Raw genomic sequence first — 23,827 nt, 5'->3', positions numbered from 1 at the left:
ATCCAGATCAAGGCCCGTCAGCCCGGCCCGTCCAGAGTACGGGGCGACGCCGCTCGGGAGCCGATCGGCGCAACGCCCCGGAGGCCGTGAGCGGAGGCCGTGATGATCGTGCGTGACGTGATGACCCGCGAGGTCGCGACCGTGCAGGACGATGCTGCGATCGAGGCGGCCATCGCCCTGATGCTGGAGCGGCGGGTCAGCGGCCTGCCCGTCCTCGATCGCGCCGGCGCCCTCGTCGGCCTCGTCAGCGAGGGCGACTTCCTGAGGCGCCGCGAACTCGACACCGCCCCGCCGCAGCCCGGCTGGATCCAGTACATCGTCGATCCGGGCCGCCTGGCCGAGACCTATGCCCGGGAGCACGGGCGGGGCGTCTCCGACGTGATGACCCGCGCCCTCGTCACCGTCTCGCCCGAGGCGACGCTCGCCGAGGCCGCCGCGCTGATGGCGCGCCACCGCATCCGGCGCCTGCCGGTCGTCGCGCAGGGACGGCTCGCCGGGATCGTCGCCCGGGCCGATCTCCTGCGGGCCCTGCATGCGGCCCTCGGGCGATCCCGCGCGACGACGCCGAGCCCATCCGCCCGGAGCGATGCCGAGATCCGCGCCACCGTCGAAGCGGCCATCGCCGAGACGGGCCTTTTCCCCGCAGGCCGGATCTCCGTCGCGGTGGTGGACGGCACGGTCACCCTGCACGGGACGCTGGTCGGCGAGCGCCAGCGCGCCGCGATCCGGGCGGCGGCCGAGTCGGTGTCCGGGGTGCAGATGGTCCGCGACGGGCTGGCCTCCATCGATGCCCGGACGAACGGCGCCGATCCGCCGCCGGGCGACGGACCGGATGGCGGCGTGCGCGCCGCCTGACAAACCCGTGCGGCGTTCCCAGCGTCCACCCCGCGCGGCAGGACGTCCACCCCGGACGCGACGCGACCAGGAGATCACCATGGCATCCAGAACTATGGGCAGCGAGACGCCCCGGCTCGCCGGCTTCGGCGACATGTCCGCTCTGCTGACCACCGAATCCAAGCTCTGGCGCAGCCTCGGCGTCGACCTGCCGCTGCGGCTCACCGCCGAGATCCTGAGCTTCGGCAGCCGGCGCCTCCAGGCGCAGGCCGAGCACGTCGCGGCGCTCGGCCGCTGCGGCTCGCCCGCCGAGACGCTCAAGCTCCAGGCGGACTTCGTGATGAAGACGCTCACCGACTACCAGCGCGAGGCGGACACGCTCTCCCGCGACGTGGTCGACACCGCCGTGCCCGAATCCGGCAAGGCGGCCCGGTCCGTCACGGCCTGAGCCGCGCGAGTGCCGGAGAGGCCGAAACAATGGACGCGATGGTCCTGCACCGGATCGGCGGCCCGCTGGTCCGCGAGACCCGGCCCGATCCGGTGCCGGGTCCGGGCGAGGTCCGCATCCGGGTCGAGGCCTGCGCGGTCTGCCGCACCGATCTCCACGTCATCGACGGGGACCTGCCGGACCTCCGCCTGCCGATCGTGCCCGGCCACGAGATCGTCGGCCGGGTCGAGGCCGCGGGCGCCGGCACGGCCGGGCCCGCGATCGGCGCCCGGGTCGGCCTGCCCTGGCTCGGCCATACCTGCGGACATTGCGCCTATTGCGCGGCGGGCCGCGAGAACCTGTGCGAGGCAGCCGGCTTCACCGGCTATACCCGCGACGGGGGGTTCGCCTCCCACGTCCTGGCCGAGGCCGCCTACACCATCCCGTTGGGCGACGGCATCGACCCGGTCGCGACGGCGCCGCTCCTCTGCGCCGGGCTGATCGGCTGGCGCACCCTGCGGATGGCGGGCGAGGCGGCGGCGATCGGCCTCTACGGCTTCGGCGCGGCGGCGCACATCGTCGCCCAGATCTGCCGCCACCAGGGCCGCGTCGTCCACGCCTTCACCCGGCCGGGCGACCGCAAGGCGCAAGACTTCGCCCGCGACCTCGGCGCGGCCTGGGCCGGGGATTCGGATGCCCCGCCGCCGGTCCCGCTCGACGCCGCGCTGATCTTCGCGCCCGACGGCGCCCTCGTGCCGACGGCGCTCAAGGCCGTGCGCAAGGGCGGCAGCGTGGTCTGCGGCGGGATCCACATGAGCGACATCCCGTCCTTCCCCTACGCGCTGCTCTGGGGCGAGCGCCGGATCCTCTCGGTGGCGAACCTGACGCGGGCGGATGCGAAGGACTTCTTCGCCCTGGCACCGCGGGCCGGGATCACGACCCGGACCCGGGTGTTCCGCCTGATGCAAGCCGAGGCGGCCATCGCGGCGCACCGGGCCGGGATCGAGGGAGCGGCGGTGCTCGTGCCGTGAGCGCCGCCGCGGATGTCCGGCCTCACGCCGCCTTGATCTCGATCGCCTTCGGGGTGACGGCGGCGGTCTTGGGCTTCGGCAGCTTCAGGGTCAGGACACCCTTGTCCATCCGGGCGTCGATCTCCTCCGGCCTGGTTCCGGGCGGCAGCTCGATCGTGCGCGAGAAGGCGCCGTAGCTGCGCTCGGTCACCTTGCGGGCGCCGTTCGTCTCCTCCGTCTCCTGGCGCTTCTCGCCGCGGATGAGGAGCAGGTCGTCGGCGAGCTCGATATGGACGTCGGCGCGCTCGAGGCCCGGCAGCTCGGCCGTCACCTCGACGTGGTCGGCGCGCTCGACCACATCCATCCGCGGGAACGGCCCGGCCTGGAGGAAGGCGGGCATGCCCGACAGGACCTTGCCGGACCAGACGTCGCCCAGCATCCGGTCGATCTCGCGCTGGAACGGGAACGTGGCCGGCAGCGCCCGCTCCGCCGCGTCGTCGCCCCGGTTGAAGGCGAGGAGGGATTTGAGATTCATGGCGGTCTCCCTGTTCGAGGCCGGCCGGGGCACGGCCGGCAGAATCGGAGGAGGCCACCATCGCGACGCGCCCGCGTTGAGGTGCATCAAAGGCGACCGGGACGGCCCGTCAGCGCGACATCAGCACCGGGACCGTCATCGAGGCGAGAATCGTCCGGCTGGTCCCGCCGAGGATCGCCTCGCGCAGGCGCGAATGGCCGTAGGCGCCCATCACCAGGAGATCGGCCCCGCGATCGGCGCAGTGCGAGAGCAGGGCCTCGGCCACCGGCACCCCGCCGGGGATCGTGTGGACCGTGGCCTCGATCCCGTGCCGGGCGAGATGGCGGATCGCCCGCCAGCGCGTCGCCTCCGGCACCGGCTCGTCGGTCACGCCGACGAGTTCGACCCGGGCGGTGCGGCGCAGGATCGGGATCGCGTCGCTCAGGGCGCGCGCCGCGGGCGCGCTGCCGTCCCAGGCCACCACCGCGCAGGCGAGCCGGGGCGGCGCCTCGTGGATGTAGGGCACCACCAGCACCGGGCGCGCGCCCTGGAACAGGAGGTCGTCCAGATAGGCGTCCGCGGGCTTGGGCGCGGTGTCGTCGGCCTGCTCGATCACCGCGAGGTCGCTCAGGTGGACGAACTCGGCGAGGCGCCGCGGCGCGAGCGGGGCCGAGGTGCAGATCGCGCTCGTCTCGCAGGACAGGCCCGCGGCCTGGGCCGCGGCGGCCACGGCCGCGACCGCCGCATCGGCCTGCTCGCGGGCATCCTGCTCGGCGGCCACGACCAGGTCGTAGCGGATTTCGGCCTGCGCGAAGGTCTGGAACGGCACGAGCGGCAGGACGCTCACGGCGGAGATGCAGGCCTCGAACTGCGCCGCGAGCCTGATTCCGTACGGCGCGGCGCGCCGGCCCACCCCGTCGACGACGATCGTCAGATCCTTGATCACGGCTGCTGCTCCCGCTGGATGAGGCGCGCCCAGGATCGGCCCGATCGGGCGTCGCCACCTTGATGCAGCGCAAGCCGGGGTTGCCGATCTTGGCCGATCTTGGCCGATCTTGATCCGCCTCAAGGCGGCGGCGGGCCGCCGACGGGTAGACGAGCACTCGCCGGGGGCGGCTCTCGCCGAGGGTTCGTCCTCGCTCCCGGGGGCGACGGCATCGGGGACGACGCATGCCGACGAGCCTGCATACGGACTTGGCCGACCTCTCCCGGACCCGGCGGCCGGAGCCGTCCGACACCGCCTCCCCCGCCCCGCGCCGCACGGCGCCCAGTCTCCTCGCCTTCATCTGGCGGGAGAGCGCGCTCGCGCAGGCCGGGCTGGCGCTGCTCGCCGTCGCGGTGTTCCTGGCGGGCCTCGCCCCGATCGAGCTCCAGCGCCGCGCGGTGGGCCTCGCCGTGCGCGGCGCCGATCCGCGCCCGCTCCTCGGCCTCGCCCTGCTCTACGTGCTGGCCGCGGCCGGCCTCGGCGGGCTCAAGCTCGCGCTCAATCTCGGCCGCGGCTTCGTCGGCGAGCGCGCCGTCCGGCGCCTGCGCGCCGCGATCATGGCGGATGTCCATGCCGCCTCCGGCCCGGATCGGGGCATCGAGATCGCGATGGTGCTCGACGAGGCCGAGCCGGTCGGCAGCTTCGTCGGCGTGTGCCTGTCGGAGCCGCTGCTGCAGGCGGGCGTGCTCGTCTCCACGCTGACCTACCTGGCGCTCCTCCATCCGCCGATGGCCCTGGTGACGCTCGCGGTGTTCTCGCCCCAGCTCGTCTTCGTGCCGCTGATGCAGCGGGCGATCAACCGCCGCGTCGCCACCCGGGTCGGGCTGCTGCGCCGGATCAGCGGCGGGCTGGTCGAACGGCCGGCGGCGCTGCCGGGACCGACGCCGGCGGAGCTGGACCGCCTCGACGGCGTGTTCCGCCTGAACATGGGCATCTTCGGCTACAAGTTTTCGATGAACTTCCTGATGAACCTGTCCTACCACCTCGGCGTCGCCGGCATCCTGGCGGTCGGCGGCTACGCCGTCGCGACGGGCGGGGCGGAGCTCGGCACGGTGGTGGCCTTCGTGTCGGGCCTCGCCCACATGAACGACCCGTGGGGCGACCTCGTCGGCTGGTTCCGGGACGTGAGCGTGACGCGCACGAAATACGACCTGATCGCCCGGGCGACGGCGGGCCCCGCCGAAGGGCCGCTCGCCACGGGACCACTCGGACGTGTCACCTCCGATCAAGCGAACCGCCGCGAAGCGACCTAGCCTCCAGGGTGGCGCCCGGATCGAAAGCCGGGCCGTCTGTGGAGGTCGTCTTCGGAGGTTACAATGCCGGTCAAGACACCAAGGGAACTCTTCGTGCGGATGCTGAGCGACGCGCGGCACCATGCCGAGCGGGCGACGAAGGTCTACGACGAGCTGAGCCAGGTCGCACAGGATCCGGCCATCCAGGAAGCGCTGCAGTCGCGCGCCTTCATCCAGGACAAGATCATCAAGTCGCTCGACCGCTGCTTCGAGCTGATCGGCGAGAAGCCGATCACCGCCAATGGAAGGCTGCAGGAGGTCTTCATGGAGGACTTCCGGCGCGAGCTCTCCGAGATCCAGGCACCGGCGGCCAAGGCGCTGTTCATCCTCGTCAAGGCCAACCACCTGATGCACCTGCGCATCGCCGAGTACCGGGCCCTGATCGCCATGGCCGACGTGAGCGGGCATTTCGGCGTCGGCGTCCTGCTGGAAAGCTGCCTGGCCGACAAGATGGCCTTCATCGAGCGGACCGGCCGCCTGATCCGCCGCACCATCGAGAGCAAGCACGCGGTCAAGCTCGCGGCCTGAGCCCGACCGGCGAGGCCCCGCGCCGTGCTCTCGGCGCGGGGCCTTCGATCATGGGCGGGGATCGGGCTCGTCCATGCGGGCCGGCGCAGGCCGAGGCCCGGAAGCCGCGCGAGGAGACGGGACCTCCGGAGATTCACGCCATGCCCGCCACATCCCCCCGACAGGCCGCCCTCGATCCGCAGGACCGTGCCGGTGCCGGCCCGCCGAGGCCGACCCTGGCGCAACGGGCCGCCCGCGAGGCCGGGCGCTACCTGGGCTTTGCCACCTATCTCCTGGTCATCTTCGGCACCCTGATCCTGTTCAGCGTCAACATCTACGCGAGGGCCGACCAGGACGTCCCGCATTTCCCAAGCTATCATTTCTACGCGCTCGGGCTGATCAACGCCCTCGTCCTGGCCAAGTTCATGCTGATCGCCGAGGCGGCGAAGCTCGGCTCGCTGACCGTGGGCCGGCGCCTCGGGGAAGGGCCGCTCGTCTACGCGATCCTGTACCGCTCGCTCCTGTTCACGGCAGTCCTGATGGCCGCCTACGTGCTCGAGGAGCTGCTGGTCGGGGCCTGGCACGGGAAGGCGCCGCGCGCCGTCCTGCCCGAGATGGCGGGCGGCCCGCGCGGCTTCGCCTCCTTCGCCTGGGTGATGTTCGTGGCCCTGATCCCCTACTTCACCTACCGGGAGATCGACCGCGCGACCGGCGGGGCGAGGCTGCGCGCGCTCCTCCTGGAACCAGCCGGGCGGCGGGCGGATGCGGCGGCGACGGGCCCCGACGCTCCCCCGGCGCGGACGTGACAGGCCGCGTCGACCGGACATCCTCGCCATGTCACCCGGAATCGGGTCACCCGGACCGGGCCGGGGTCGCGGCCGGCCGGGAGGGGGCCTCGGGGCCGAGGACGGCGCGCCGGCTGTCCAGGGCGTGCCGGGCATGCGCGAGCGCCGTCGAGAAGGCCGACAGCCGGTCGGTATCCGCGGCGCCGGGCGAGCGGCCCAGGACGGACGAGACGAGAGCCCGGAACTCGCTCTCCAGCACCGCCAGTTCGGGGCCTGCGGCCCGCGGCGCCTCGTCGGCGATCGCGACCAGCCGCTGGATCGGCCGCCAATCCTGGGCCGACCGCCGCCTCGTCCAGTAGCTCGACAATGCGGCAAACAGCGAGCCGGCGAGGCTGACGACCAGGCCGCCGACGTAGAAATATTGCTGCGCTTGATCGAAGAAGCTCTCGTCCCCGTTGCTGAGATAGGCGGCGACGCCCGGGTGGAGCGGCAGGATCGGGCTCTTGTCGTCGGGATCGGGCGCCTCGATCTGGGCGGCGAGCGGCGTGACCGCCACGAGCTTGGCCTTCGTGGTCAGGATCGAGCGTGCGATCGCGGCCGCGACCACGTTGGGCATCAGTTCCGACGCGGCGAAGCGGTAGGTGACCGCGAGGGTGGTGGTGGTGTCGCTCGGCGTGGCCGGTCTCGCCCGGAGCGCCCCGGCGGGCACGTCGATCGACTCGAAGCCCGGGAAGCGCTTGCCGATGGCCTCCGCCTCGTCGAGGGCGAGGAGGCCCGGCGTCCCCCTGGTCGCGCGCGCGACCGCGGCGACCGCGTCGACGGCCTCGCCCGGGGCGATCGGGCCGACCGCCAGGATGGCGGCCAGCTTCTTGTGGCTCACGGCCTGGGCGAGGTCGTCGAGCGGCATGAACACCCGTCCGACCTCCTTCGCGGGGACGTTGAAGAAGCTCAGCACGGTGTCGAGGATCCGGGCATTGTCGGCCTGCAGCGGGCCGGAGGGGATGCCGACCGTCCGGCCGGCCAGGTTCGCGACCGCGCCGACGGGGCTGTGGGGCGGCAGGACGAAGGCGACCACGTCCCGGCGCAGGATCACGATGGTCTGGGCATTGGCGGGCGGGGCCGCGTCGCTGCGCAGGATCGCGAGATCGGTTTGCCGCTCCTCCAGCGCCTTGGCGCTGCCTGCGAGGCCGTCCACCTGCACCAGTTGCAGGGCGACGCGGGGGTGCTGGACCTTCGAGACCGACGCGAAGGCCGTGATGAAGCGATAGGCCGCGCTGCCGGGCGGGCCCGTGGTGATGCGCAGATCGGCGTGGGGCGACCAGACATGGGCGAGCCCGAACCCGGCCGCCGCCACGAGCAGCACCCCGATCACCGCGATCGTGCGGCCCCATCCCCGCCGCGGCGGCACGACGGGATCGGGGCGATCGGGATCGGGGTGATCGGCCCCCACCCGATCGGGATCGGCGGGGATGAGACTTGCCTCGTCCATCATCAGCTCGCCTCCGGCTCACCGGCCGCATCGCGCGGCTTTCTCGGCCGCGACCCCGGCGCCAGACGGAGCGGCGCAGATGGCCCAGACTGGCCCGGACGCGCCTCGCCGACTTGATCCGAGGGGACATGTTCCGGGCGCGCTTGATCCGAGCGCGCTTGGACGATGCGGCAGGCGGCAGTCTTCGGGGTTGGCCCGGCGACTGGGCCGGCAGGACGGCAAGGTCGATCGGCCAAGACCGCATGGGAAAGACCGGATGGCCAAGACCGGATGGACAAGTCCTGCCGGGCCTTCGCACCATCGCGAGCGATTCGACCGGATCATCCGTGCCGCAGGAAGACTGCGCGCGAGATTGTCCTGTTCGATCAAGCCTCTGCCTGCGAGGCGTGCTCCAATCCGATCGATTTCTCAAGATCGAAGCGTGCATGACATCGAATACATCGAATGACGATCAGTCGAATTGTCAAATTTTGTCCGATTGGACAGTATTTTATAAATACCTAAAGATATTTCAAGACCGATATTTCGATGGCGAATTGCGCGCCTGAAAAAAGACCGAAGCCGGAAACCGGGAGGCTACTCATGATCCTCGACATGCGACGAATGGTGGCCGCTGGGGCGCTCGGATCTGCGATCGCGCTGGGCTCCGGCGCGCCGGCCGGTGCCGGACCGTTCCCGGTCGTGTCCGGCGAGCAGATCGCCGGCCGGTCGATCACGGAATCCGTCTATTGGTACGGATGGGGGCCTGCCTGGGGCGGCGCCTTGGCGGCGGGGGCCATCGTGGGCGGCGCCGTGGGCCTCGCGGCGGCGGCCACCGCTCCGCTCAACCCGTACTGGTATGGATACCCGGCCTATTATCCGGCCTACTACTCCTATCCAGGATATTATCGCCCCTATCGTCGCGTCTATTGGAGAGGATACGGCGGGCCTGGATATTATGCGTATCCCGTCTATCGCTACGGTTACAGACGGTCCTATTGGCGCACAGGCTACCGATGGGGATATCCTCGCGTCTATTATCGTCGGGCATACTGGTATTAGAGCATTTTTCGACGAAGTGGATACCGGTTCGTCGCAGAAAAATGCGCCACGATCGACCACCTGGAGCGGCAACCAGAATCCGGTCCCGCGTATCGGCGCGGGCCGAAGCGGCGGGGTCGGATCCAGGCAGGGCCGCGATCAGGCGCGTTCGACGTCGGAGACGACATCCGCGAGGTAGAGTTCGAGGCGGCGGACGGCCTCGCCGTCGCGGCCGATCACCGCGACCGCGATGGCGGCGCCGCGGGAATGGGCCCGGCGGATCAGGGTCTCGGCCTTGGTGGCCACCGCGCGCTCGGTGGCAGCGCGCAGGATCGCTCCCGCGGCTCCCGTCATGATCCTGATCTCGTAGAATCCGTCATCGGCCATGGTCGGATCGATGCTGCGCCGGGCCGGGTGGCGGCCGCGGAGTCCATCAATGAAATCGTGGCGATCGACGGCGCAAGACCGTCACATCGCCAGCGGTTTTCGACTTTCTGTGCTGTATGACGCTAACTCTTGGCATCCTATATTGCAATCGATCTGCGGCGTCCGTCAGTGATATTGACAATGCCATTCGATCGGGTGCGACCGTCACGCGCCCTGCCGATCGCGTTGCGGGGTCGCGACAGCGCACGATCCATCGCGGCGATCGGCGATGCGAAGCTTGATCTCGATCAAGGGCGGCTCGGCGAGATCGCAGTGAACTCGACCGACGACCGAGACAGGGAGGCACGGTCATGAAAACATCCATTCCGACTGCCATAGCCGCGCTCCTCTTCGGGGCATGGCTCGGATTCGGTGCCGCGCCGGCGCAGGCCGCCCAGGGATGCGGCCCGGGATTCCACCGCAACGTCTACGGCTATTGTCGGCCGAACGCCGGCGGATACTACGGCGCGCCGGGCTACTACAGGGGCGGCTACGCCTATCGCGGCGCCTACGGCCGGCGGGTCTATGGCGGGCGCGTCTACGGGGGGCGCGCTTATGCCGGTCGCGCCTATGGCGGCCGTGCGTATGGCGGCCGCGGCGGCTACGGGTACCGGGTCGGCCATTACGGCGGGCGCGGCGTCGGCGGGCGAGGCCGGCGGTAACCGCCCGGCGGGACATCGCCCTGCGGCCCCGATCGCGGCCCGTCCGATCAAGCATGCGCAAGGTCCCGACGCTACCGTCCGACGGAGCCGGCGCCGACGGCCCACGGCCCGCGCCGCCGGACGGGCGACCACCATCCGGACACGAGGAAGGAGACGAACCGATGAGACGCTTCATGATCGCGGCATCCTCCCTGGCCGCACTGCTCCTCGCGACCGCCGCCGAGGCGCGCGGTGGCGGCTTCCATGGCGGCGGCTTTCATGGCGGCGGCTTTCATGGCGGCGGGTATCGGGGCGGCGGGTATCGGGGTGCGGCCGGCTACCGGGGCGGACGCGTGGCCGGTTACCGGGGCGGCTACGGCTATCGCGGGGGCTACGGCTACCGGGGTGGATACGGTCGCTACGGCTACGGCTACGGCCGGTACGGCTACCGGCCCTACGGGCTCGCGGTCGGCGCCGCCGGGGCCGCGGCCGCGGCAGGCTATTACGGCGCGACCCGCGCCGGATGCGGCCCCTACCGGTACTGGGACGCCTATACGAGCCGGTGCCAACCGTATTGAGAGCCCGCTTGACGGGTCGCGCCGATGATCCGGCGCAGAGGCCGACACGTCTCCCCGTCATCCCGGGTTCCGCTTTCGCGGCCCCGGAACGACGGGGAGGGTTTCCCGAGTTTGCGGCATCGTCCGACGAACCGGCATCCACGGCATCGGACGATGCTCCAGTGCCGGAGCGACATTCATGCACACACCGATCGCGATTCTGCTGTTCGCCACGGCCGGGCTGTCCTGTTTGTCCTGCGCGCAGGCGCAATCGAACGGGCACGGGGGAGATCCGTCTCTCCTCGTGCATGGCAACTATTGCGGCCTGGGAAACCGGTTCCCGCTCCCGCCGGTCGACGCGCTCGACGCGGCCTGCGCGCAGCACGACGCCTGCACGCCGGCGGGCGGCCTTCCGTCCCGCTTCTGCAACATGCGCCTGTTCCGGAAGGCGGATCTCATCTCGCGCGACCCGCACCAGCCCGACGACGTGCGCGCCGCCGCCGGCTTCATCGCCTTCGGCGCGTCGGTGATGCCGTTCGATCCCGCGCCTCCCGTGCCCCGCACGGTCGTCGCGGCGCCGTGGCGGGAGGCTCCGGCTCCCTACCGCCGGGCACGGCTCGCATACTGAACAGTCCCGCGGGAGGGCATCCCGACCGATGACGATCGCAGCGATCCGCAAGGTGTCCCGCGTGCGGGATTCCCCGCGGATCGTCATCGCAACAGGTCGCCCGGTTCGGCGCGGCCGAGGCTCAGCCCTCGTCGTCCTCGTCCTCGATCATCTCCCGCCGGCGAGTCTCGACCACCTCGCGCACCCCGCCGATGATCCGGGCCGCGACCAGCCGCATCCGCTCCTTCTGGTCCGGGCCGAGGGCCTGGTAGAGGGGCTGCCATGCATCGGCGAGCCGCTTGAGCTCGGCCGAGCGCTGGCCGAGCGAGTCGGCGCGCGCCCGCATCAGGGCGACCGGATCGACGTCACCCCGCTGCTGCAGGTGCCCGACCACGGTGGACAGCCGGTGATACCGCCCCTCCGCACGGGCGCGGATCGCCTCCTCGACGGCCGGCCAGTAGCGCTGCTGCTCCGGCGTCAGCTGGAGCACGGCCTTCACGACGCCGATCCGGGCATCGGTCAGGACCTTGAAGTTGGTTTGGCTCAGGGTTCCGTTCTCGCCGATCGCGCCGGTCGTCGACACGTCCGCGGCCCGGGCCGCGGACGATCCGGCCCAGGATCCCGTCCGAGATCCCGTCCAAGATCCCGTCCAAGATCCCGTCAAGGATCCCGTCACGACGATCGCGATGGCGATCCCGTTCATGCTCTTGTGCATCGTTGCCTCCTGATGGGCGGTGTCGGACGCGGGAAGAAGGCGGCCGCCGACGGCTCGGGCGTCCGTTGTCCGAATCGTCTCGCAGCGGCGCGGAGGAGGAGATCGCACGATCGCGAATCCCCTCGATCCGGCCGCGAACGAGGCCGCCTCGATCGATCGGGTGCCGCGCCGGATGTCTCGCCTTTCCGGCCGATGCGCGGCCCGCGAAAAGGCTCGTCCGGCGCGACGGCCGGGCTCGTTCAATGGTTGATGACGCGCATGACCCTGCGGGAACCGAGATCGACCACCACGGCGTGATCGTCCGGCGAGATGTAGTAGCCGTAATATCCGACCGGGTTCAGGCCGGGGATCGAGACGTTCTGGAACGACCCGAGTTCGAGCCAGTCGGGAATCACGCTCCCGCGCCCGACGCGCACGCCGCTCGGCTCGGAGTAGCGGGGCCCCGAATCGAACAGGGTGTCGATCGTGCCGGGCGTGCCGCCGGACATCAGCACGCCGCCTTGAGCGAGTTGCGGGTTGACGCGCACCACCAGCGGCTGAGCCGACGCAGCCGCGCAGGCAAGGCCGCTCGCCAGCGCCAATCCGAGTCCGGCAGTCAGGCGCGTCCTGCGCCCGATCCTGCGCCACGTCCATGACAGCATCGTGCTCTCCCTCGTCATGCCATCCGGTCGATCGGACGGTCGCGAGTATTGTGGCGGGTCGCCGGCAACGCGCTTGATCTGTCGAGACAACGGGGCCGGGGAACGGAAAATTTCGACCGCATGCCCGCAATATCGCAAAGCAACAAGACTACGAGACACAGCCGAACCGTGATCTGTGCCTCGGGTTGGCCGGGATGAGGCCGTATCATCGCTTCATCGCTCGCGACGGCGGCGCTTCATCGGCGGCGAATTCTTTGTCGGCGAAGAAGTCTTGCACGTCAGAATGCACCGCGCGGCCGACTGCGATCCGAAGCAGAGCGCGACCCTCGATCAAGCACGAGAGGACATCGGCCAGGATCATCGGGCGGGTTGCCTGCCGCGAGCGTGGCACGGCGTCCGATCCCCGCCCGGCTTCGGCACCCTCGCGCCAGACTCTCGCCCCGAGGCATCGCAGTCGGCGGAATACAAGGCGAGGCAGGCCTCGCCCCGCCAGCGGTCGCAGTTTCAGCGGGCATCGGATCCACTTCCAGACTACAAAACAACAATACCTTGTACATTTTCTTGCAATGACACGACTTTATCGCACATCCTTGCTGCGGATAGCCGCGCCTGAGCCAGATAGTTCTTGATCCATGTCAACGCCGATTGTGCCGTGTCGGCTACCGTTTCGGCATCGAGGAGCAGGCAGGCCGTCGCTCGCATCCTCGCCGAGACAACCGATGGCACGAGCCGCGCAGCATCCGCACGCACGGGCACAGGCATCGGCGACCACGATCGTGACATGCACTCGCCATGATATCGCAATCGTCTTACAGTAATTACAGTCCATATTATTTGAATATATAACAAATTTAAACGACCATCAAACCATAATATTCATTTTATTCTATAACAGAGGCTCGATTTGAAAGAATAGGCATACATCACACCCTGATAGTCCGCCGATTTCGGGCGCCGGCGACGGGACGCCTCGTCGATCGTGCCGGCCGGCATGGCGGCGACCGCGATCGGATCCGGCACACGGCGGGACGGTCGGGAGGCAAGGCTTCGGGAGGCAAGGCTTCGGGAGGCGAGGATTTGGGAGGCAAGGATTTGGGAGGAACGAGCATGACGACGTCGCTCTCCGCCGGCCGCGAGCGATCGCCACGGGAGGCCGAAGGCGACGGCACCCAACGGCCGCCGATGGCCGTCGGCTTCGTCTCCGGCAGCGCCGTCGAGGCGGTCTGCGAGACCCTGGCCGCGCTCGGGATCGAACCGGATCGGGCGCTGGCACAGAGCGGCATCGATCCGTTCGGCCCCGGGCCTGCCGATCCGATCTCGTTCGCCGCGCTCGGCCGCCTGATGGCCGTCGCCGAGCACCGGAGCGGCTGTCCCCATATCGGGCTCCTGGCCGGCCAGCGCACGAGCCTGGCCTCGCTCGGCGAGCTCGGCCTGCTGATGAGGCATTCGGACACGCTCGGCGATGCCCTGCGGACCCTCGAGCGGCACCAGGGGCTCTTCGACCGCGGCGCCGTCGTCGATGTCGGGGTCAGCGGCTCGGTCGCCATCGCGAGCTACGCGCCCTACGAACCGGATGCGGACGGCATCGCGCTGCATTGCGAGCGGGCGCTCACCGCCCTGACGACAGTCATGCGCGCGCTCCAGGATGCGGACTGGGCGCCCGACGAGGTGCTGGTACCGCGCCGGCAGCCGCCGGACGCGAAGCCCTACGCCGAGTTCTTCCGCGCTCCCGTGCGGTTCGAGCAGGAAATCGCCGCGCTGGTGTTTCCGGCAACACTCCTCGACCGCCGGATCGGCGGCGCGAACCCCGTCCTGCGCCGGATCGCCGAGCGGCGCCTGCGCCGGTTCGAGGGCGGCGACCTCACGGAGGTACTGCGCCGCCACCTGAGGTCGACCCTGATCCGCGGGCGGCTCAGCGCGCAGCAGGCCGCGGAGACGATGGCGGTGCACCGGCGGACGCTGAGCCGGCGCCTGAAGGCCGCGGGGACCTGCTACCGCTCGGTGGCGAACGAGACCCGCCTCGCCGTCGCGAGGCAGCTGCTGGCGGATACCGATCTCGGCCTGGCCGAGATCGCGTCGGCCCTCGAATTCTCCGAGCCCGCGGCCTTCACGCATGCCTTCCGGCGCTGGACCGGCACGACCCCGAGCGCGTGGCGCCGCGATCGGCGCAGTCCCGTGACCGTGGCGGAACGGTTCGCCCCGGGTCAGGGCGGCGAGGCGCCGTGACGGTCGGGATGCCGCTCGCGGAAGGGCTTGATTCAGGGCAACCGCCCCCCGGCGCGGAGCACCTCGGCCGTCTGGCGGCGATACTCCGCCGGGTACGGGGGACGGGTTCTCGGCATGGCAAACACACCTCACGCGAAAGCGTTCTCGGTGCCCGCCGATGGTTCACAATCCGTGGCGCCGCCTATGGAAGAGGCAGGCCGTTGCGGCGGTGAAGCTCGCGGAGGACGGCGCTGTGGTCGAGATCGCCGTCGCCGTGCGCGACCATGTCTGAAAAGACCTGATCGACGAGGGACAGGACGGGAAGCGTCAGACCGAGCGTCGCGGCATGGGCGAGCGCCGTTCCGGTGTCCTTGACCTGGTACTTCGCAGGGCCACCGGGCGCGAAATCGCGTTCGATCATCCGCAGGGCGTGCTGCTTGAGGATCGTCGAGTCGGCGAAGCCACCGAGGAGCGCCTCGCGGACCTTTGCCGGATCGGCGCCGCCGCGCTCGACGAACGTGATCGCTTCCGCCACCGTCAGAATCGTCGAGGCGACGATGGCCTGATTTGCAAGCTTGGCCAGCTGTCCGCAGCCCGCCGGGCCGACATGGGTCGGGCGCCCCATCGCGGCGAGAAGCGGCTCGGCCCGCCTGAACGCCTCCGGGCTTCCACCGGCCATGATCGCCAGCGAGCCGGCGATCGCACCCCGCTCACCACCCGAGACCGGTGCGTCGAGGTAATGGAGACCGGCCTGCGCTGCGGCCGCGGCCTGGCGTTGCGCCGTCTCGACGGGGATCGAACTCGTCACCACGAGCAGGCTGCCATGCGGCATCGCGGAGAGCGCACCGTCCGGGCCGAGCAGGATCTCGTCGCAGACCGGACCGGAACTCAGCATGCAGATCACCGCGTCGGCGCCGCGCGAAGCTGCGCGCGGATCGGCCGCGATGCTCGCCCCCGCCTGCGCGAGCGCGGCGGCCTTGCCGGGCGAGCGATTCCAGGCGCGCACGGCGTGTCCGGCCCGGCACAGGTGGCGCGCCATCGGGCCGCCCATGATACCGGTACCGAGGAAGCCGACCGTCAGCGGTGCCATCACGGGGCATCCGTTCCGCTCGACGTGCGGGTGAGGAAGCGCACCGGGCGCTCCTCCTCGATCAGGGCCGGGAAGCCGGCCCGGAACCGGGCGAGGTGCGGGGTCTCGAGATGCGCGTCGAAGGCGGCGCGGCCGTCGTAGACCTCGTAGAACACCACCGTGAGGGTGTCGCTCTCGTCGACCGCGACATCGAAGGCGCGGCAGCCCGGTTCGTGCGCCACCGAGGCGCGGGCATCGTCCCGGGCAAGGGCGAGGAAGGCGTCGAGGCAGCCGGGCTTCACCCGGAACTCGGCGATGACCACGAAGGGCCGGGGTGAGGACGGCATGGCTGGACTCGGCTTGCAGGGGTAGATCTTGCAAGGATAGATCTTGCAGGGGTAGATCTTGCAGGGGTAGATTTGGACGAGCGGGGAGCGGCGCCGACCGGCCGGCGCCGCCCGTCTCGCGTCAGGCCGCCTTCGGTGCCGCCATCTGCCGGGTCGTGTCCTCCATCTGACGGCGCAGCGCCACCACGTCGAGGTCGTTGACGAGTTCCACGTCGTCGACGCTCACGATCGTGTCGCGGGCCACCGGGCGCTTGAGCTTGACGTTGTGGGCGAGCCCGATCGGCAGGGCGCCGAGCGCCAGGCTCCTCGAGGCGGGAATCGCGTTGGCCCAGACCGCGTAGCCGCCTTCACCGTCGAGCATCTCGCCGGGCTGCAGGTCGCGCTTGGCGGTGGCGACCGCATCGCCGCGGAATTCCTTCGAGCAGCCGGTCGGCTCGCCGCGCAACACCGCCGAGAGCACGCTGACGCTGGTCTCGAGCCCGATCATGTGGAACGGCCGCCACATCGAGCCGTACCAGCCGGACGGATCGGTCAGCAGGCCGTACTGCTTGAAGCAGGCCCTGGTATACTCGCTCGTCGCCTTGAAGGTCACGAACACGCCGTAGCGGATGTTGTTGAACACCTCGCGCCCGTCCGGCTCCTGGCTCGCCGCGATGTCGACGAGGCCGCTGCGGGGCAACCGCCCGCCGTCGCTCACCGGCCGGAAGACCCGGGCGAGGTCGTGCAGGCCGGTCGGCGGGAAGGCGAGGCCGTCGTCGGGGCAGTCGAGCCCGGTGCCGTTGGCCACCGCCGCCATCTCGATCGCCGCCTTGGTGCCGTCGGTGAACGAGTTGTACATCTTCGGGTTGAAGTCGCCTTGTCTCACCTCCTCCTCGGACCAGCCGAAGAAGCCCCACACCGTGTCGGGGGTCGAGTAGCGGTAGCGCGGCTCGAAGTTCATGCCCTTGCCGGCCGAGGTCAGCTCGAAGCCGCAGGAGCGGGCCCAGTCGACGAGCTCGCAGATGATCGCGGGCTGGTCGCCGTAGGCCATCGAGTAGACCACGCCCTGGCGGCGCGCCCGCTCGGCGAGCAGCGGGCCGCACAGCACGTCGGCCTCGACGTTGACCATGACGACGTGCTTGCGGGCATCGATCGCCTGGATGGCGTGGCGGATGCCGGCGATCGGGTGGCCGGTCGCCTCGATGATGCACTCGATCTCGTCGCAGGCACTGAGCGCGCCGGCATCGTCGGTGACGAAGGTGCGGCCGCTCTTGACCGCATCTCCCATCGAGGTCGCGGCGTAACGCTCCTCCGGCCAGCCGACGCGGGCGAGCGAGGCGCGGGCGCGGCCCACATCGAGGTCGGCGACGGCGACGACGTGCATACCCTCGATGCGCTGGGCCTGGGCCAGCACCATCGAGCCGAACTTGCCGGCGCCGATCAGGCCGACGCGGACCGGGCGGCCGGACGCTGCGCGGGCAAGGAGCAGGGTGGAGAGATTCATCGGTTTCCTCCTTTGCCGACCGGCTCTCGCCGCCGGTCCTCGAAGGATGGCGGGGCCGGTCTCGGCGCGATCCCGGCGGCGCGAGCGATCGGCTCGGCGGGACCCAACGGCCGGGAAGCTAGAAGCCGTATCCGTGAAGGACAATCCAGTTTTCCGAGCCGATCATGAAGCAACGCTAAAGGCTCGCGGCGTCCCGCTCCATGGCCCAAGCGTCTCGCTCGCGGCGGATCCAGTCGAGGAAGGCGCGGACCTTGCGGTGGCGCAGGTGGTCGGGCGGGCACGTCACCCATTGGGTGACGAGGGTGATCCGCGGCGGCGCGGCAAGCGGGCAGGCCAAGCGTCCGGCCCGCAGGTCGCCCCACAACATCAGGTCGCTCTCGAGCGCGATGCCGAGGCCGCCGGCGGCCGCGTCGATCGCCATGTGGGTGCGGTCGAACAGAAGCCGGCGCCACCGCGTCGTCGGCACCATGCCGGCGAGCTTGAACCAGTGCGCCCACTGCACCTGCGACTTGACCGAGTGGATCAGGAGGTGGTGGGGCAGGTCGGCCGCCGCGAGGCTGCCGGGCGCGGCCAGCGACGGCGCGCAGACCGGCCGGAAGCTCTCCTCGACCAATCCCTCGGCGAACAGACCCGGCCAGCCGCCGCTGCCGTGGCGGATCTCGACGTCGACGCTCTCCTTCAGGAAGGCCGTCGGCTCGTTGGTGCCGTCGAGGCGCAGTTCGATGTCCGGATGCGCCTCGATGAAGCCGGAGAGACGCGGCAGCAGCCACTTCGTCGACAGGCTCGGGGTCGCCCTGACGGTCAGCGTCGTCACCGAGCGGAAGCCCTGGATGCGCTGCGTCGCCTCCATGATCCGGTCGATCTCGCCGCCGATCATCTCGAAGTAGCGCTCGCCGGCCTCGGTCAGCACCACGTTGCGGCCGGCCTTGGCGATGAGCGCGGTGCCGAGGCCGACCTCGAGCGCCTGGACCTGCTGGCTCACCGCCGAGGGCGTGACGCCGAGATCCTCCGCCGCCCGGGTGATGCTGCCGGAACGGGCGACGGCGTGAAAGACCGTGATGGCGCGGAGCGGGACCGACATCGCAACAGTTTAGCAGCGCTTCATGGATGCGCAAATAATCTGGATTGTCCTACATGGACCTCGTTCCATAGTGTCGCCTCCCAGCGAGACGGGACGCCCCGGAACAGGGGTGCCGCTTACGGAGGATGACGAGCGAACAGCCTCGCGCCTCCTCCGCCTCGACCTGAACGATGCCGCACCGCATGCCCCGCGGATGCCGGCACGCCGGAGGAAACCCATGATGTCCAAGCCCGAATCCGGACCCTCGCGCCGCCTGTTCCTGGCTGGCGCCGCCGCCTTCCCGCTCGTCGCCATCCGCACGGGCCCGGCGCGGGCGGCCGAGTTCACCTACAAGCTCGCCACGGGCCAGTCCCTGACCCAGCCGATCAACGCCCGGCTCGATCAGGCCTGCCAGCGCATCCGCGAGGCATCCGGCGGACGGATGGAGCTGAAGTTCTTCCCGGCGAGCCAGCTCGGCTCCGACACCGATCTCATCACCCAGGTGCGCAGCGGGGGAATCGAGTTCCTCAACATCGCCGGCTCGGTGATCTCGACGGTGGCGGCCGGCGCGGCGATCACCAATGTCGGCTTTGCCTTCTCCGACTACGACCACGTCTGGCGCGGGGTCGACGGGCCGATCGGTCAGTACGTCCGGGTCCAGATCGAGAAGGCCGGCCTCGTCGTCGCGGCCAAGGCCGCCGACAACGGCTTTCGCCAGATTACCTCCAACGCCAAGCCGATCAAGACGCCCGACGACCTCAAGGGCTACCGCATCCGCGTGCCGGTGGCGCCGATCTTCACCTCGCTGTTCTCCAGCCTCGGGGCGAGCCCGACCTCGATCAACTTCAACGAACTCTACACCGCGCTTCAGACCCGGCTGGTCGACGGCGAGGAGAACGGGCTGGTGACGATCGAGGCCGGCAAGCTCTACGAGGTCCAGAAATACGTCTCCGAGACCAACCACATCTGGGACCCCTTCTGGATCGTGGCCAACCGGCGCGCCTTCGGGAAGCTGCCCGAGGCGCTGCAGGAGATCGTCCGGCGCGAGCTCGACCGCGCCGCGATGGAGGAGCGCGAGGACATCGTGCGGCTGACCGGCACCCTGAAGGGGCAGCTCACCGCCCGCGGCCTGGCCTTCGAAGCCGCCGACAAGCCGGCCTTCCGCAAGGCCCTGACCCAGGCCGGCTTCTACCGCGACTGGAAGGAGAAGTTCGGGCCCGAGGCGTGGAAGGCGCTCGAGGCCGTGACGGGGGACCTGGCATGAGCGCGCTCGCCCAGGCCGATGCCACGCCCGCAGCCCTTCCCGCCGACTGGCTCTCGTCGGCCGAGCGGGCCCTGCGCCTCGTCGTCGAGGTGCCGGCGGCGATCCTGGTCGCCGCCGAGGCGGCGATCCTCTTCGCCGGCATCGTCTCGCGGGCGATCGGGCACTCGATCATCTGGAGCGACGAGCTCGCCTCGATCCTGTTCCTGTGGCTCGCCATGCTGGGCAGCGTCGTGGCGGTGCAGCGGGGCGAGCACATGCGGCTGACCTTCGTGGTCGGCTCGCTCTCGCCGCGGGCCCGGGCCTGGTGCGAGGCTCTGGCCGTCGGCATGATCTTCGCCTTCGTGGTCCTGCTGATGCACGCGGCCTACGACTACACCGAGGACCAGTCCTTCGTGGAGACGCCGGCCTTGGGCTGGTCGGGCACGGTGCGGGCGCTCGCCGTGCCGGTCGGCTTCGTGCTGGCGCTGCTGGCCTGCGGCTTGCGCCTCGCGCGCCACCGCCCGGCCGACCTGATCGGCGTCGGCACGGTACTCCTGGGCCTTGCCGCCCTCCTCGCCCTTGCGGCGCCGGCGCTCGCGGGGATGGGCAATTGGGCGCTCCTGGTGTTCTTCGTCGGGCTGCTCGGGATCGGCATCCTGGCCGGCGTGCCGATCGCGTTCTCGTTCGCGCTCGCCACCTCCGCCTACCTGCTCACCACCACCTCGACGCCGCTCACCATCGTGGTCGGGCGGATGGACGAGGGGATGAGCAGCCTGATCCTGCTCGCCATCCCGCTCTTCGTGCTGCTCGGCCAGCTCGTCGACGCGACCGGGATGGCGCGGGTGATGGTGGCCTTCCTCGCCTCGCTGCTGGGCCACGTGAAGGCCGGCATGTCCTACGTGCTGCTCGGCGCGATGCTGCTGGTGTCGGGCATCTCCGGCTCGAAGACCGCCGACATGGCGGCGGTCGCGCCCGTCCTGTTTCCCGAGATGCGCAAGCGCGGGATGAAGGACGGCGAATTGCTGTCGATCCTCGCCGCCTCGGGGGCGATGAGCGAGACGATCCCGCCCTCCATCGTGCTGATCGCCATCGCGTCGGCCACCGGCGTGTCGATCGCCGCCCTGTTCACCGCCGGGATCCTGCCGGCCCTGGTGCTCGCCCTGGTGCTGGCAGCCGTGGCCCGCTACCGCGCCGGTCGCGAGGAGGACGCGGTCGCGATTCCGCGCGCGCCGATGTCGGTGGTGGGCAAGACCCTGATCGTCGCGCTTCCGGCCATATTGCTCCCGTTCCTGATCCGCACCGCGGTGGTGGAGGGCGTCGCCACCGCCACCGAGGTCTCGACCATCGGGATCGTCTACTCGTTGGTGCTCGGCCTCGTGATCTATCGAGGCGGGCTGAAAGCTCGGGACGTCGTCCCGATACTGGCACGGACCGCCTCGCTCTCCGGAGCGATCCTGTTCATCGTCGGAGCGGCGAGCGCGATGGCCTGGGCGCTGACCCAGTCGGGCTTCTCGCACGATCTCGCCCGGGCGATGGCGGCGGTGCCGGGCGGCAAGACCGGGTTCCTCCTGATCTCGGTCGTGGCCTTCATCGTGCTCGGAAGCTTGCTCGAAGGTATCCCGGCAATCGTGCTGTTCGGCCCGCTGCTGTTCCCGATCGCGCACCAGTTCGGGATCCACGAAGTCCACTACAGCATGATCGTGATCCTGGCGATGGGCCTCGGCCTGTTCGCCCCACCCTTCGGCCTCTGCTATTACGCCGCCTGCATCATCGGCGGGGTTCCGCCCGAGGCAGGGATGCGCCGGATCTGGATCTATCTCGGCGCGCTGTTCCTCGGCCTCCTGGTCCTGACCTTCGTGCCGTGGTTCTCGATCGGGTTCCTGTAAGACCAACGGTCGTTGAAAACGACCTCCGGTTCCGTTCGCGAATTGTCGCCAAGCCCGAGGTCCCGGACTTCAGGGCTTGGGATCGAAGATTCGAGATGGATCGACGGCCCCGTCGATCTCGGGCCTGCCCGAGATCGAATCGATGCGTCAGCATCTTGGGGTTGTTGGCATAAGAGCGTGTTTGACCTGATCAACGGTCTTCATACCCTCCTCGTCGTTCCGGGGCCGCGCGGCGGAGCCCCGAATGACACGGCGGGCTCAGACTCTGTACAAACCAATCAAACAGGCCCCGGGTGATGGGCAACGCACCTACGTCGCGCGGTGGTGGACTGACGCGACGTCCTTCTCGCGCCCTGGCGATACGGCTTCCGGCGGATTCCTTCCGGACGCCGTATCAGCAGCCCGCGCGGCGCGTGAGCGAAGCCGGTTTCCGCATCGCGAAGCGATCAATCGGAAAACCGTATCAGTCCCCGTCCTGCCACCTCCGCAGATCCGTCTGGTCACGATAGCCCATGCGGTCGGGTGTGGTGATGAATTCCATCGTCGTGCCCCAGGGCATCCGGCAGTAGCAGACCTTGTTTCCCGGACCTTTTTCAGTCGCGTAAGGAATGGCGCGCGGCGCGGTCAGGGGCGTGCCGCCAGCCCTCTCGAAGCGCGCGACCGACGCCTCGATGTCGTCGGTGTAGAGCGCGAAATGCGTGATGCCGAAGTCGCTGGCGCGGACCGGCTCGGCCTGTTCGGGGCCGTGCATCTCGAACAGCTCGATGTCGGCCCCGGTGCCGATCTTGACCATCGCCTGGGCACGAACGACCGTTCCGGGGAACGCGCCGACCGCCCGCTCGAATTCGGGCCCCTGTCGCGGCGGATCCTGCGGTCCGAAGGACTGGTAGATCACCTGGCCGCCGAAGGCTTCCACCAGGAACGATTGCGCCGCCTCGATGTCGGGCACCGTGATGCCGATATGATTGACGCCGCGAATGACGGATGCGGACATGACGGTCTCCTTGTCTTGACTGGATCCTTCGCGACCCGTCGACCGGGCCTTGCCCGGAGGGTCGCGACCGGCTCGGGCCCGCACTCTCTCGCGGGCGCCGGTCCTCAGTCGGTCTCGAGGAACGCGATCAGAGCGGCCGCGACGTCGTGCGGCCGCTCGTCGGCGACATAGTGGCCGCATCGTGCAATCGAACCGCCCGTGACGTTGCCGGCGAATTCTCGCAGCATCGGTACCATCTGCGCCCCGAACCGCTGGTCTCCGCCCAGGCCAAGCACCGGTATCGTGAGCGGTTGCTTCTTGTATTCGAGGGCCGCCGCATGATCGACGGCGAGGGTGCGATACCATTCCATGCCGCCGCGCGTGCGGCCGGGAAGCACCATCGCCCTGGCGTAAATCTCGATGTCCGCCGGATCGAAGGTGCCGTGATCGTAGAACCGCTCGGCCATGAACGTCGAAACATAGTCGTACTCGCGACCGTGGATCAGGCGCTCGGGCAGATCCCGGTTCATATGGAAACCGAAATGCCAGAGCCTCGCGGTGGTCGCCTCCCATCCGGTCCAGCCGGGAAGCGGCACGTCGAGCACGGCCAGATGCGTGACCGCCTCCCGGTAGGTCGTCGCCTGCGGCAGCGCCACCATGCCGCCGATGTCGTGCCCGCACACCGCGTAGCGCTGGTGCCCGAGGGCGACCATGACCTCATGCGCATCGCGCGCCATCGTTGCCTTGTCGTAGCCGTCGGGCGGACAGTCGGAGAAGCCCGCGCCGCGCAGATCGATGGCCACCACGCTGAAATGCGCCGCCAGCAGCGGCATCACATGGTGCCATTCCCACCAGGTTTCAGGCCAGCCGTGAAGCAGGAGGACCGGCGGGCCGGCGCCTCCGGTGACGGCGTTGAGCCTGATGCCGTTCACGGGCACGAGTTGCTGGGTAAATCCCTGCAAAGCTGCGATCATGATCGCACTCCGGTCGGATGGTGGGGATAGTACGGCGCTGGCGGCCGGCGCTCAGGGCCGATCGAAATCCGTGGCGATCGAGAGTTCGCGCCAGGCATCGATATCGCTGCGAAACGCCGCCAGCTTCCGCTCGGCGA

Annotated in this window: 27 protein-coding genes; 13 read left to right on the top strand and 14 right to left on the bottom strand. The window is 70.0% G+C overall.

What is annotated here, in order from left to right; translation table 11 throughout:
* Positions 1-102 precede the first annotated feature (102 nt).
* The 3 genes from HBB12_RS31735 to HBB12_RS31725 all read left to right on the top strand — a co-directional run bounded on the left by HBB12_RS31735 (position 103) and on the right by HBB12_RS31725 (position 2,292).
* The gene (locus HBB12_RS31735; RefSeq protein ID WP_236993069.1) at positions 103-855 is read left to right on the top strand and encodes a CBS domain-containing protein; all 753 of its coding nucleotides are present in this window, start codon (positions 103-105) and stop codon (positions 853-855) included.
* 79 nt (positions 856-934) lie between these two features.
* Positions 935-1,282, top strand: a complete 348-nt coding sequence (locus HBB12_RS31730; RefSeq protein WP_236993068.1) for a phasin family protein — start codon at positions 935-937, stop codon at positions 1,280-1,282.
* 29 nt (positions 1,283-1,311) lie between these two features.
* Complete coding sequence (locus HBB12_RS31725; protein WP_236993067.1) at positions 1,312-2,292, top strand: zinc-dependent alcohol dehydrogenase family protein; 981 nt, start codon at positions 1,312-1,314, stop codon at positions 2,290-2,292.
* A gap of 22 nt (positions 2,293-2,314) precedes the next feature.
* Here HBB12_RS31725 and HBB12_RS31720 read toward each other — a convergent pair whose 3' ends face one another.
* Together HBB12_RS31720 and HBB12_RS31715 are read right to left on the bottom strand one after the other, a co-directional pair.
* Positions 2,315-2,806: an Hsp20/alpha crystallin family protein gene (locus HBB12_RS31720; RefSeq protein WP_236993066.1), complete on the bottom strand. Its 492-nt coding sequence runs from the start codon at positions 2,804-2,806 to the stop codon at positions 2,315-2,317.
* A 109-nt stretch (positions 2,807-2,915) separates the two neighbouring features.
* Positions 2,916-3,731 (bottom strand): universal stress protein, encoded by an 816-nt coding sequence (locus HBB12_RS31715; protein WP_236993065.1) that lies wholly within the window; start codon positions 3,729-3,731, stop codon positions 2,916-2,918.
* Positions 3,732-3,955: 224 nt separating this feature from the next.
* Here HBB12_RS31715 and HBB12_RS31710 point away from each other — a divergent pair, with 224 nt between their 5' ends.
* From HBB12_RS31710 to HBB12_RS31700, 3 genes are all read left to right on the top strand, one after another.
* Positions 3,956-5,023, top strand: a complete 1,068-nt coding sequence (locus tag HBB12_RS31710) for an ABC transporter ATP-binding protein (RefSeq protein ID WP_236993064.1) — start codon at positions 3,956-3,958, stop codon at positions 5,021-5,023.
* A 63-nt stretch (positions 5,024-5,086) separates the two neighbouring features.
* On the top strand, positions 5,087-5,590 hold the full coding sequence (locus HBB12_RS31705) for a DUF892 family protein (RefSeq protein ID WP_236993063.1): 504 nt from the start codon (positions 5,087-5,089) through the stop codon (positions 5,588-5,590).
* 140 nt (positions 5,591-5,730) lie between these two features.
* Positions 5,731-6,375, top strand: a complete 645-nt coding sequence (locus HBB12_RS31700; RefSeq protein ID WP_236993062.1) for a hypothetical protein — start codon at positions 5,731-5,733, stop codon at positions 6,373-6,375.
* Between the two features lie 46 nt (positions 6,376-6,421).
* Here HBB12_RS31700 and HBB12_RS31695 read toward each other — a convergent pair whose 3' ends face one another.
* Positions 6,422-7,843 (bottom strand): TAXI family TRAP transporter solute-binding subunit, encoded by a 1,422-nt coding sequence (locus tag HBB12_RS31695; protein ID WP_442919400.1) that lies wholly within the window; start codon positions 7,841-7,843, stop codon positions 6,422-6,424.
* Between the two features lie 582 nt (positions 7,844-8,425).
* Here HBB12_RS31695 and HBB12_RS31690 point away from each other — a divergent pair.
* The gene (locus HBB12_RS31690) at positions 8,426-8,884 is read left to right on the top strand and encodes a hypothetical protein (protein ID WP_236993060.1); all 459 of its coding nucleotides are present in this window, start codon (positions 8,426-8,428) and stop codon (positions 8,882-8,884) included.
* Positions 8,885-9,022: 138 nt separating this feature from the next.
* On the opposite strand, the gene HBB12_RS31685 is transcribed toward HBB12_RS31690, so the two are convergent.
* Entirely contained in the window at positions 9,023-9,250 is a 228-nt protein-coding gene (locus HBB12_RS31685; RefSeq protein WP_236993059.1) for a hypothetical protein, read from the bottom strand.
* A gap of 350 nt (positions 9,251-9,600) precedes the next feature.
* Between HBB12_RS31685 and HBB12_RS31680 the strand changes: the two genes are divergently transcribed.
* The 3 genes from HBB12_RS31680 to HBB12_RS31670 all read left to right on the top strand — a co-directional run bounded on the left by HBB12_RS31680 (position 9,601) and on the right by HBB12_RS31670 (position 11,115).
* Entirely contained in the window at positions 9,601-9,951 is a 351-nt protein-coding gene (locus tag HBB12_RS31680) for a GCG_CRPN prefix-to-repeats domain-containing protein (RefSeq protein ID WP_236993058.1), read from the top strand.
* A 161-nt stretch (positions 9,952-10,112) separates the two neighbouring features.
* Positions 10,113-10,508, top strand: coding sequence for a hypothetical protein (locus tag HBB12_RS31675; RefSeq protein ID WP_236993057.1), 396 nt, complete (start codon positions 10,113-10,115; stop codon positions 10,506-10,508).
* Positions 10,509-10,686: 178 nt separating this feature from the next.
* Complete coding sequence (locus HBB12_RS31670; protein ID WP_236993056.1) at positions 10,687-11,115, top strand: phospholipase A2 family protein; 429 nt, start codon at positions 10,687-10,689, stop codon at positions 11,113-11,115.
* A 121-nt stretch (positions 11,116-11,236) separates the two neighbouring features.
* Here HBB12_RS31670 and HBB12_RS31665 read toward each other — a convergent pair whose 3' ends face one another.
* The 4 genes from HBB12_RS31665 to HBB12_RS31650 form a co-directional block, all read right to left on the bottom strand.
* Positions 11,237-11,677 (bottom strand): Spy/CpxP family protein refolding chaperone, encoded by a 441-nt coding sequence (locus tag HBB12_RS31665; RefSeq protein ID WP_236993055.1) that lies wholly within the window; start codon positions 11,675-11,677, stop codon positions 11,237-11,239.
* Positions 11,678-12,048: 371 nt separating this feature from the next.
* Entirely contained in the window at positions 12,049-12,450 is a 402-nt protein-coding gene (locus HBB12_RS31660; RefSeq protein WP_236993054.1) for a hypothetical protein, read from the bottom strand.
* A gap of 205 nt (positions 12,451-12,655) precedes the next feature.
* Positions 12,656-12,811, bottom strand: a complete 156-nt coding sequence (locus tag HBB12_RS31655; RefSeq protein WP_236993053.1) for a hypothetical protein — start codon at positions 12,809-12,811, stop codon at positions 12,656-12,658.
* A 170-nt stretch (positions 12,812-12,981) separates the two neighbouring features.
* A complete protein-coding gene (locus tag HBB12_RS31650) occupies positions 12,982-13,212 on the bottom strand; it encodes a hypothetical protein (RefSeq protein WP_236993052.1) in 231 nt (76 codons plus the stop codon).
* A gap of 345 nt (positions 13,213-13,557) precedes the next feature.
* Here HBB12_RS31650 and HBB12_RS31645 point away from each other — a divergent pair, with 345 nt between their 5' ends.
* Entirely contained in the window at positions 13,558-14,676 is a 1,119-nt protein-coding gene (locus HBB12_RS31645) for an AraC family transcriptional regulator (protein WP_236993051.1), read from the top strand.
* Between the two features lie 181 nt (positions 14,677-14,857).
* Here the strand turns inward: HBB12_RS31645 and HBB12_RS31640 are convergent, their stop codons facing one another.
* The 4 genes from HBB12_RS31640 to HBB12_RS31625 form a co-directional block, all read right to left on the bottom strand.
* Positions 14,858-15,745, bottom strand: a complete 888-nt coding sequence (locus tag HBB12_RS31640; protein WP_236993050.1) for an NAD(P)-dependent oxidoreductase — start codon at positions 15,743-15,745, stop codon at positions 14,858-14,860.
* Positions 15,745-16,071, bottom strand: coding sequence for a putative quinol monooxygenase (locus HBB12_RS31635; RefSeq protein ID WP_236993049.1), 327 nt, complete (start codon positions 16,069-16,071; stop codon positions 15,745-15,747). The genes HBB12_RS31640 and HBB12_RS31635 overlap by 1 nt, the downstream gene beginning before the upstream one ends.
* A gap of 121 nt (positions 16,072-16,192) precedes the next feature.
* Positions 16,193-17,554 carry an NAD(P)H-dependent oxidoreductase gene (locus HBB12_RS31630; protein WP_236993048.1) on the bottom strand — a complete coding sequence of 454 codons (1,362 nt, stop codon included), beginning with the start codon at positions 17,552-17,554 and terminating at the stop codon, positions 16,193-16,195.
* Between the two features lie 175 nt (positions 17,555-17,729).
* Entirely contained in the window at positions 17,730-18,635 is a 906-nt protein-coding gene (locus HBB12_RS31625; RefSeq protein ID WP_236993047.1) for a LysR substrate-binding domain-containing protein, read from the bottom strand.
* Positions 18,636-18,852: 217 nt separating this feature from the next.
* Here HBB12_RS31625 and HBB12_RS31620 point away from each other — a divergent pair, with 217 nt between their 5' ends.
* Positions 18,853-19,878 carry a TRAP transporter substrate-binding protein gene (locus HBB12_RS31620; protein ID WP_236993046.1) on the top strand — a complete coding sequence of 342 codons (1,026 nt, stop codon included), beginning with the start codon at positions 18,853-18,855 and terminating at the stop codon, positions 19,876-19,878.
* Positions 19,875-21,743, top strand: coding sequence for a TRAP transporter large permease (locus tag HBB12_RS31615; RefSeq protein ID WP_236993045.1), 1,869 nt, complete (start codon positions 19,875-19,877; stop codon positions 21,741-21,743). Before HBB12_RS31620 ends, HBB12_RS31615 begins: the two co-directional genes overlap by 4 nt.
* A gap of 463 nt (positions 21,744-22,206) precedes the next feature.
* On the opposite strand, the gene HBB12_RS31610 is transcribed toward HBB12_RS31615, so the two are convergent.
* Positions 22,207-22,737 (bottom strand): VOC family protein, encoded by a 531-nt coding sequence (locus HBB12_RS31610; protein WP_236993044.1) that lies wholly within the window; start codon positions 22,735-22,737, stop codon positions 22,207-22,209.
* A gap of 104 nt (positions 22,738-22,841) precedes the next feature.
* Entirely contained in the window at positions 22,842-23,690 is an 849-nt protein-coding gene (locus HBB12_RS31605) for an alpha/beta fold hydrolase (protein WP_236993043.1), read from the bottom strand.
* Between the last annotated feature and the right edge of the window lie 137 nt (positions 23,691-23,827).

It is taken from the genome of Methylobacterium sp. SyP6R, assembly GCF_019216885.1.
In the GTDB taxonomy this organism is placed as follows: Bacteria; Pseudomonadota; Alphaproteobacteria; order Rhizobiales; family Beijerinckiaceae; genus Methylobacterium.
Note: the sequence above shows the minus strand (reverse complement) of the source record. Positions and strands in the feature narration are given on the sequence as shown.

Bases quoted from the DNA above. Each gene is read 5' to 3' on its own strand.
- HBB12_RS31670 (WP_236993056.1), top strand. From the start codon at position 10,687: ATGCACACACCGATCGCGATTCTGCTGTTCGCCACGGCCGGGCTGTCC.
- HBB12_RS31605 (WP_236993043.1), bottom strand. From the start codon at position 23,690: ATGATCGCAGCTTTGCAGGGATTTACCCAGCAACTCGTGCCCGTGAAC.
- HBB12_RS31650 (WP_236993052.1), bottom strand. From the start codon at position 13,212: ATGCCTGTGCCCGTGCGTGCGGATGCTGCGCGGCTCGTGCCATCGGTT.
- HBB12_RS31655 (WP_236993053.1), bottom strand. From the start codon at position 12,811: ATGATCCTGGCCGATGTCCTCTCGTGCTTGATCGAGGGTCGCGCTCTG.
- HBB12_RS31615 (WP_236993045.1), top strand. From the start codon at position 19,875: ATGAGCGCGCTCGCCCAGGCCGATGCCACGCCCGCAGCCCTTCCCGCC.
- HBB12_RS31680 (WP_236993058.1), top strand. From the start codon at position 9,601: ATGAAAACATCCATTCCGACTGCCATAGCCGCGCTCCTCTTCGGGGCA.
- HBB12_RS31730 (WP_236993068.1), top strand. From the start codon at position 935: ATGGCATCCAGAACTATGGGCAGCGAGACGCCCCGGCTCGCCGGCTTC.
- HBB12_RS31700 (WP_236993062.1), top strand. From the start codon at position 5,731: ATGCCCGCCACATCCCCCCGACAGGCCGCCCTCGATCCGCAGGACCGT.
- HBB12_RS31725 (WP_236993067.1), top strand. From the start codon at position 1,312: ATGGACGCGATGGTCCTGCACCGGATCGGCGGCCCGCTGGTCCGCGAG.
- HBB12_RS31695 (WP_442919400.1), bottom strand. From the start codon at position 7,843: ATGGACGAGGCAAGTCTCATCCCCGCCGATCCCGATCGGGTGGGGGCC.
- HBB12_RS31645 (WP_236993051.1), top strand. From the start codon at position 13,558: ATGACGACGTCGCTCTCCGCCGGCCGCGAGCGATCGCCACGGGAGGCC.
- HBB12_RS31735 (WP_236993069.1), top strand. From the start codon at position 103: ATGATCGTGCGTGACGTGATGACCCGCGAGGTCGCGACCGTGCAGGAC.
- HBB12_RS31635 (WP_236993049.1), bottom strand. From the start codon at position 16,071: ATGCCGTCCTCACCCCGGCCCTTCGTGGTCATCGCCGAGTTCCGGGTG.
- HBB12_RS31710 (WP_236993064.1), top strand. From the start codon at position 3,956: ATGCCGACGAGCCTGCATACGGACTTGGCCGACCTCTCCCGGACCCGG.
- HBB12_RS31630 (WP_236993048.1), bottom strand. From the start codon at position 17,554: ATGAATCTCTCCACCCTGCTCCTTGCCCGCGCAGCGTCCGGCCGCCCG.
- HBB12_RS31610 (WP_236993044.1), bottom strand. From the start codon at position 22,737: ATGTCCGCATCCGTCATTCGCGGCGTCAATCATATCGGCATCACGGTG.
- HBB12_RS31705 (WP_236993063.1), top strand. From the start codon at position 5,087: ATGCCGGTCAAGACACCAAGGGAACTCTTCGTGCGGATGCTGAGCGAC.
- HBB12_RS31620 (WP_236993046.1), top strand. From the start codon at position 18,853: ATGATGTCCAAGCCCGAATCCGGACCCTCGCGCCGCCTGTTCCTGGCT.
- HBB12_RS31720 (WP_236993066.1), bottom strand. From the start codon at position 2,806: ATGAATCTCAAATCCCTCCTCGCCTTCAACCGGGGCGACGACGCGGCG.
- HBB12_RS31660 (WP_236993054.1), bottom strand. From the start codon at position 12,450: ATGCTGTCATGGACGTGGCGCAGGATCGGGCGCAGGACGCGCCTGACT.
- HBB12_RS31675 (WP_236993057.1), top strand. From the start codon at position 10,113: ATGAGACGCTTCATGATCGCGGCATCCTCCCTGGCCGCACTGCTCCTC.
- HBB12_RS31690 (WP_236993060.1), top strand. From the start codon at position 8,426: ATGATCCTCGACATGCGACGAATGGTGGCCGCTGGGGCGCTCGGATCT.
- HBB12_RS31625 (WP_236993047.1), bottom strand. From the start codon at position 18,635: ATGTCGGTCCCGCTCCGCGCCATCACGGTCTTTCACGCCGTCGCCCGT.
- HBB12_RS31685 (WP_236993059.1), bottom strand. From the start codon at position 9,250: ATGGCCGATGACGGATTCTACGAGATCAGGATCATGACGGGAGCCGCG.
- HBB12_RS31640 (WP_236993050.1), bottom strand. From the start codon at position 15,745: ATGGCACCGCTGACGGTCGGCTTCCTCGGTACCGGTATCATGGGCGGC.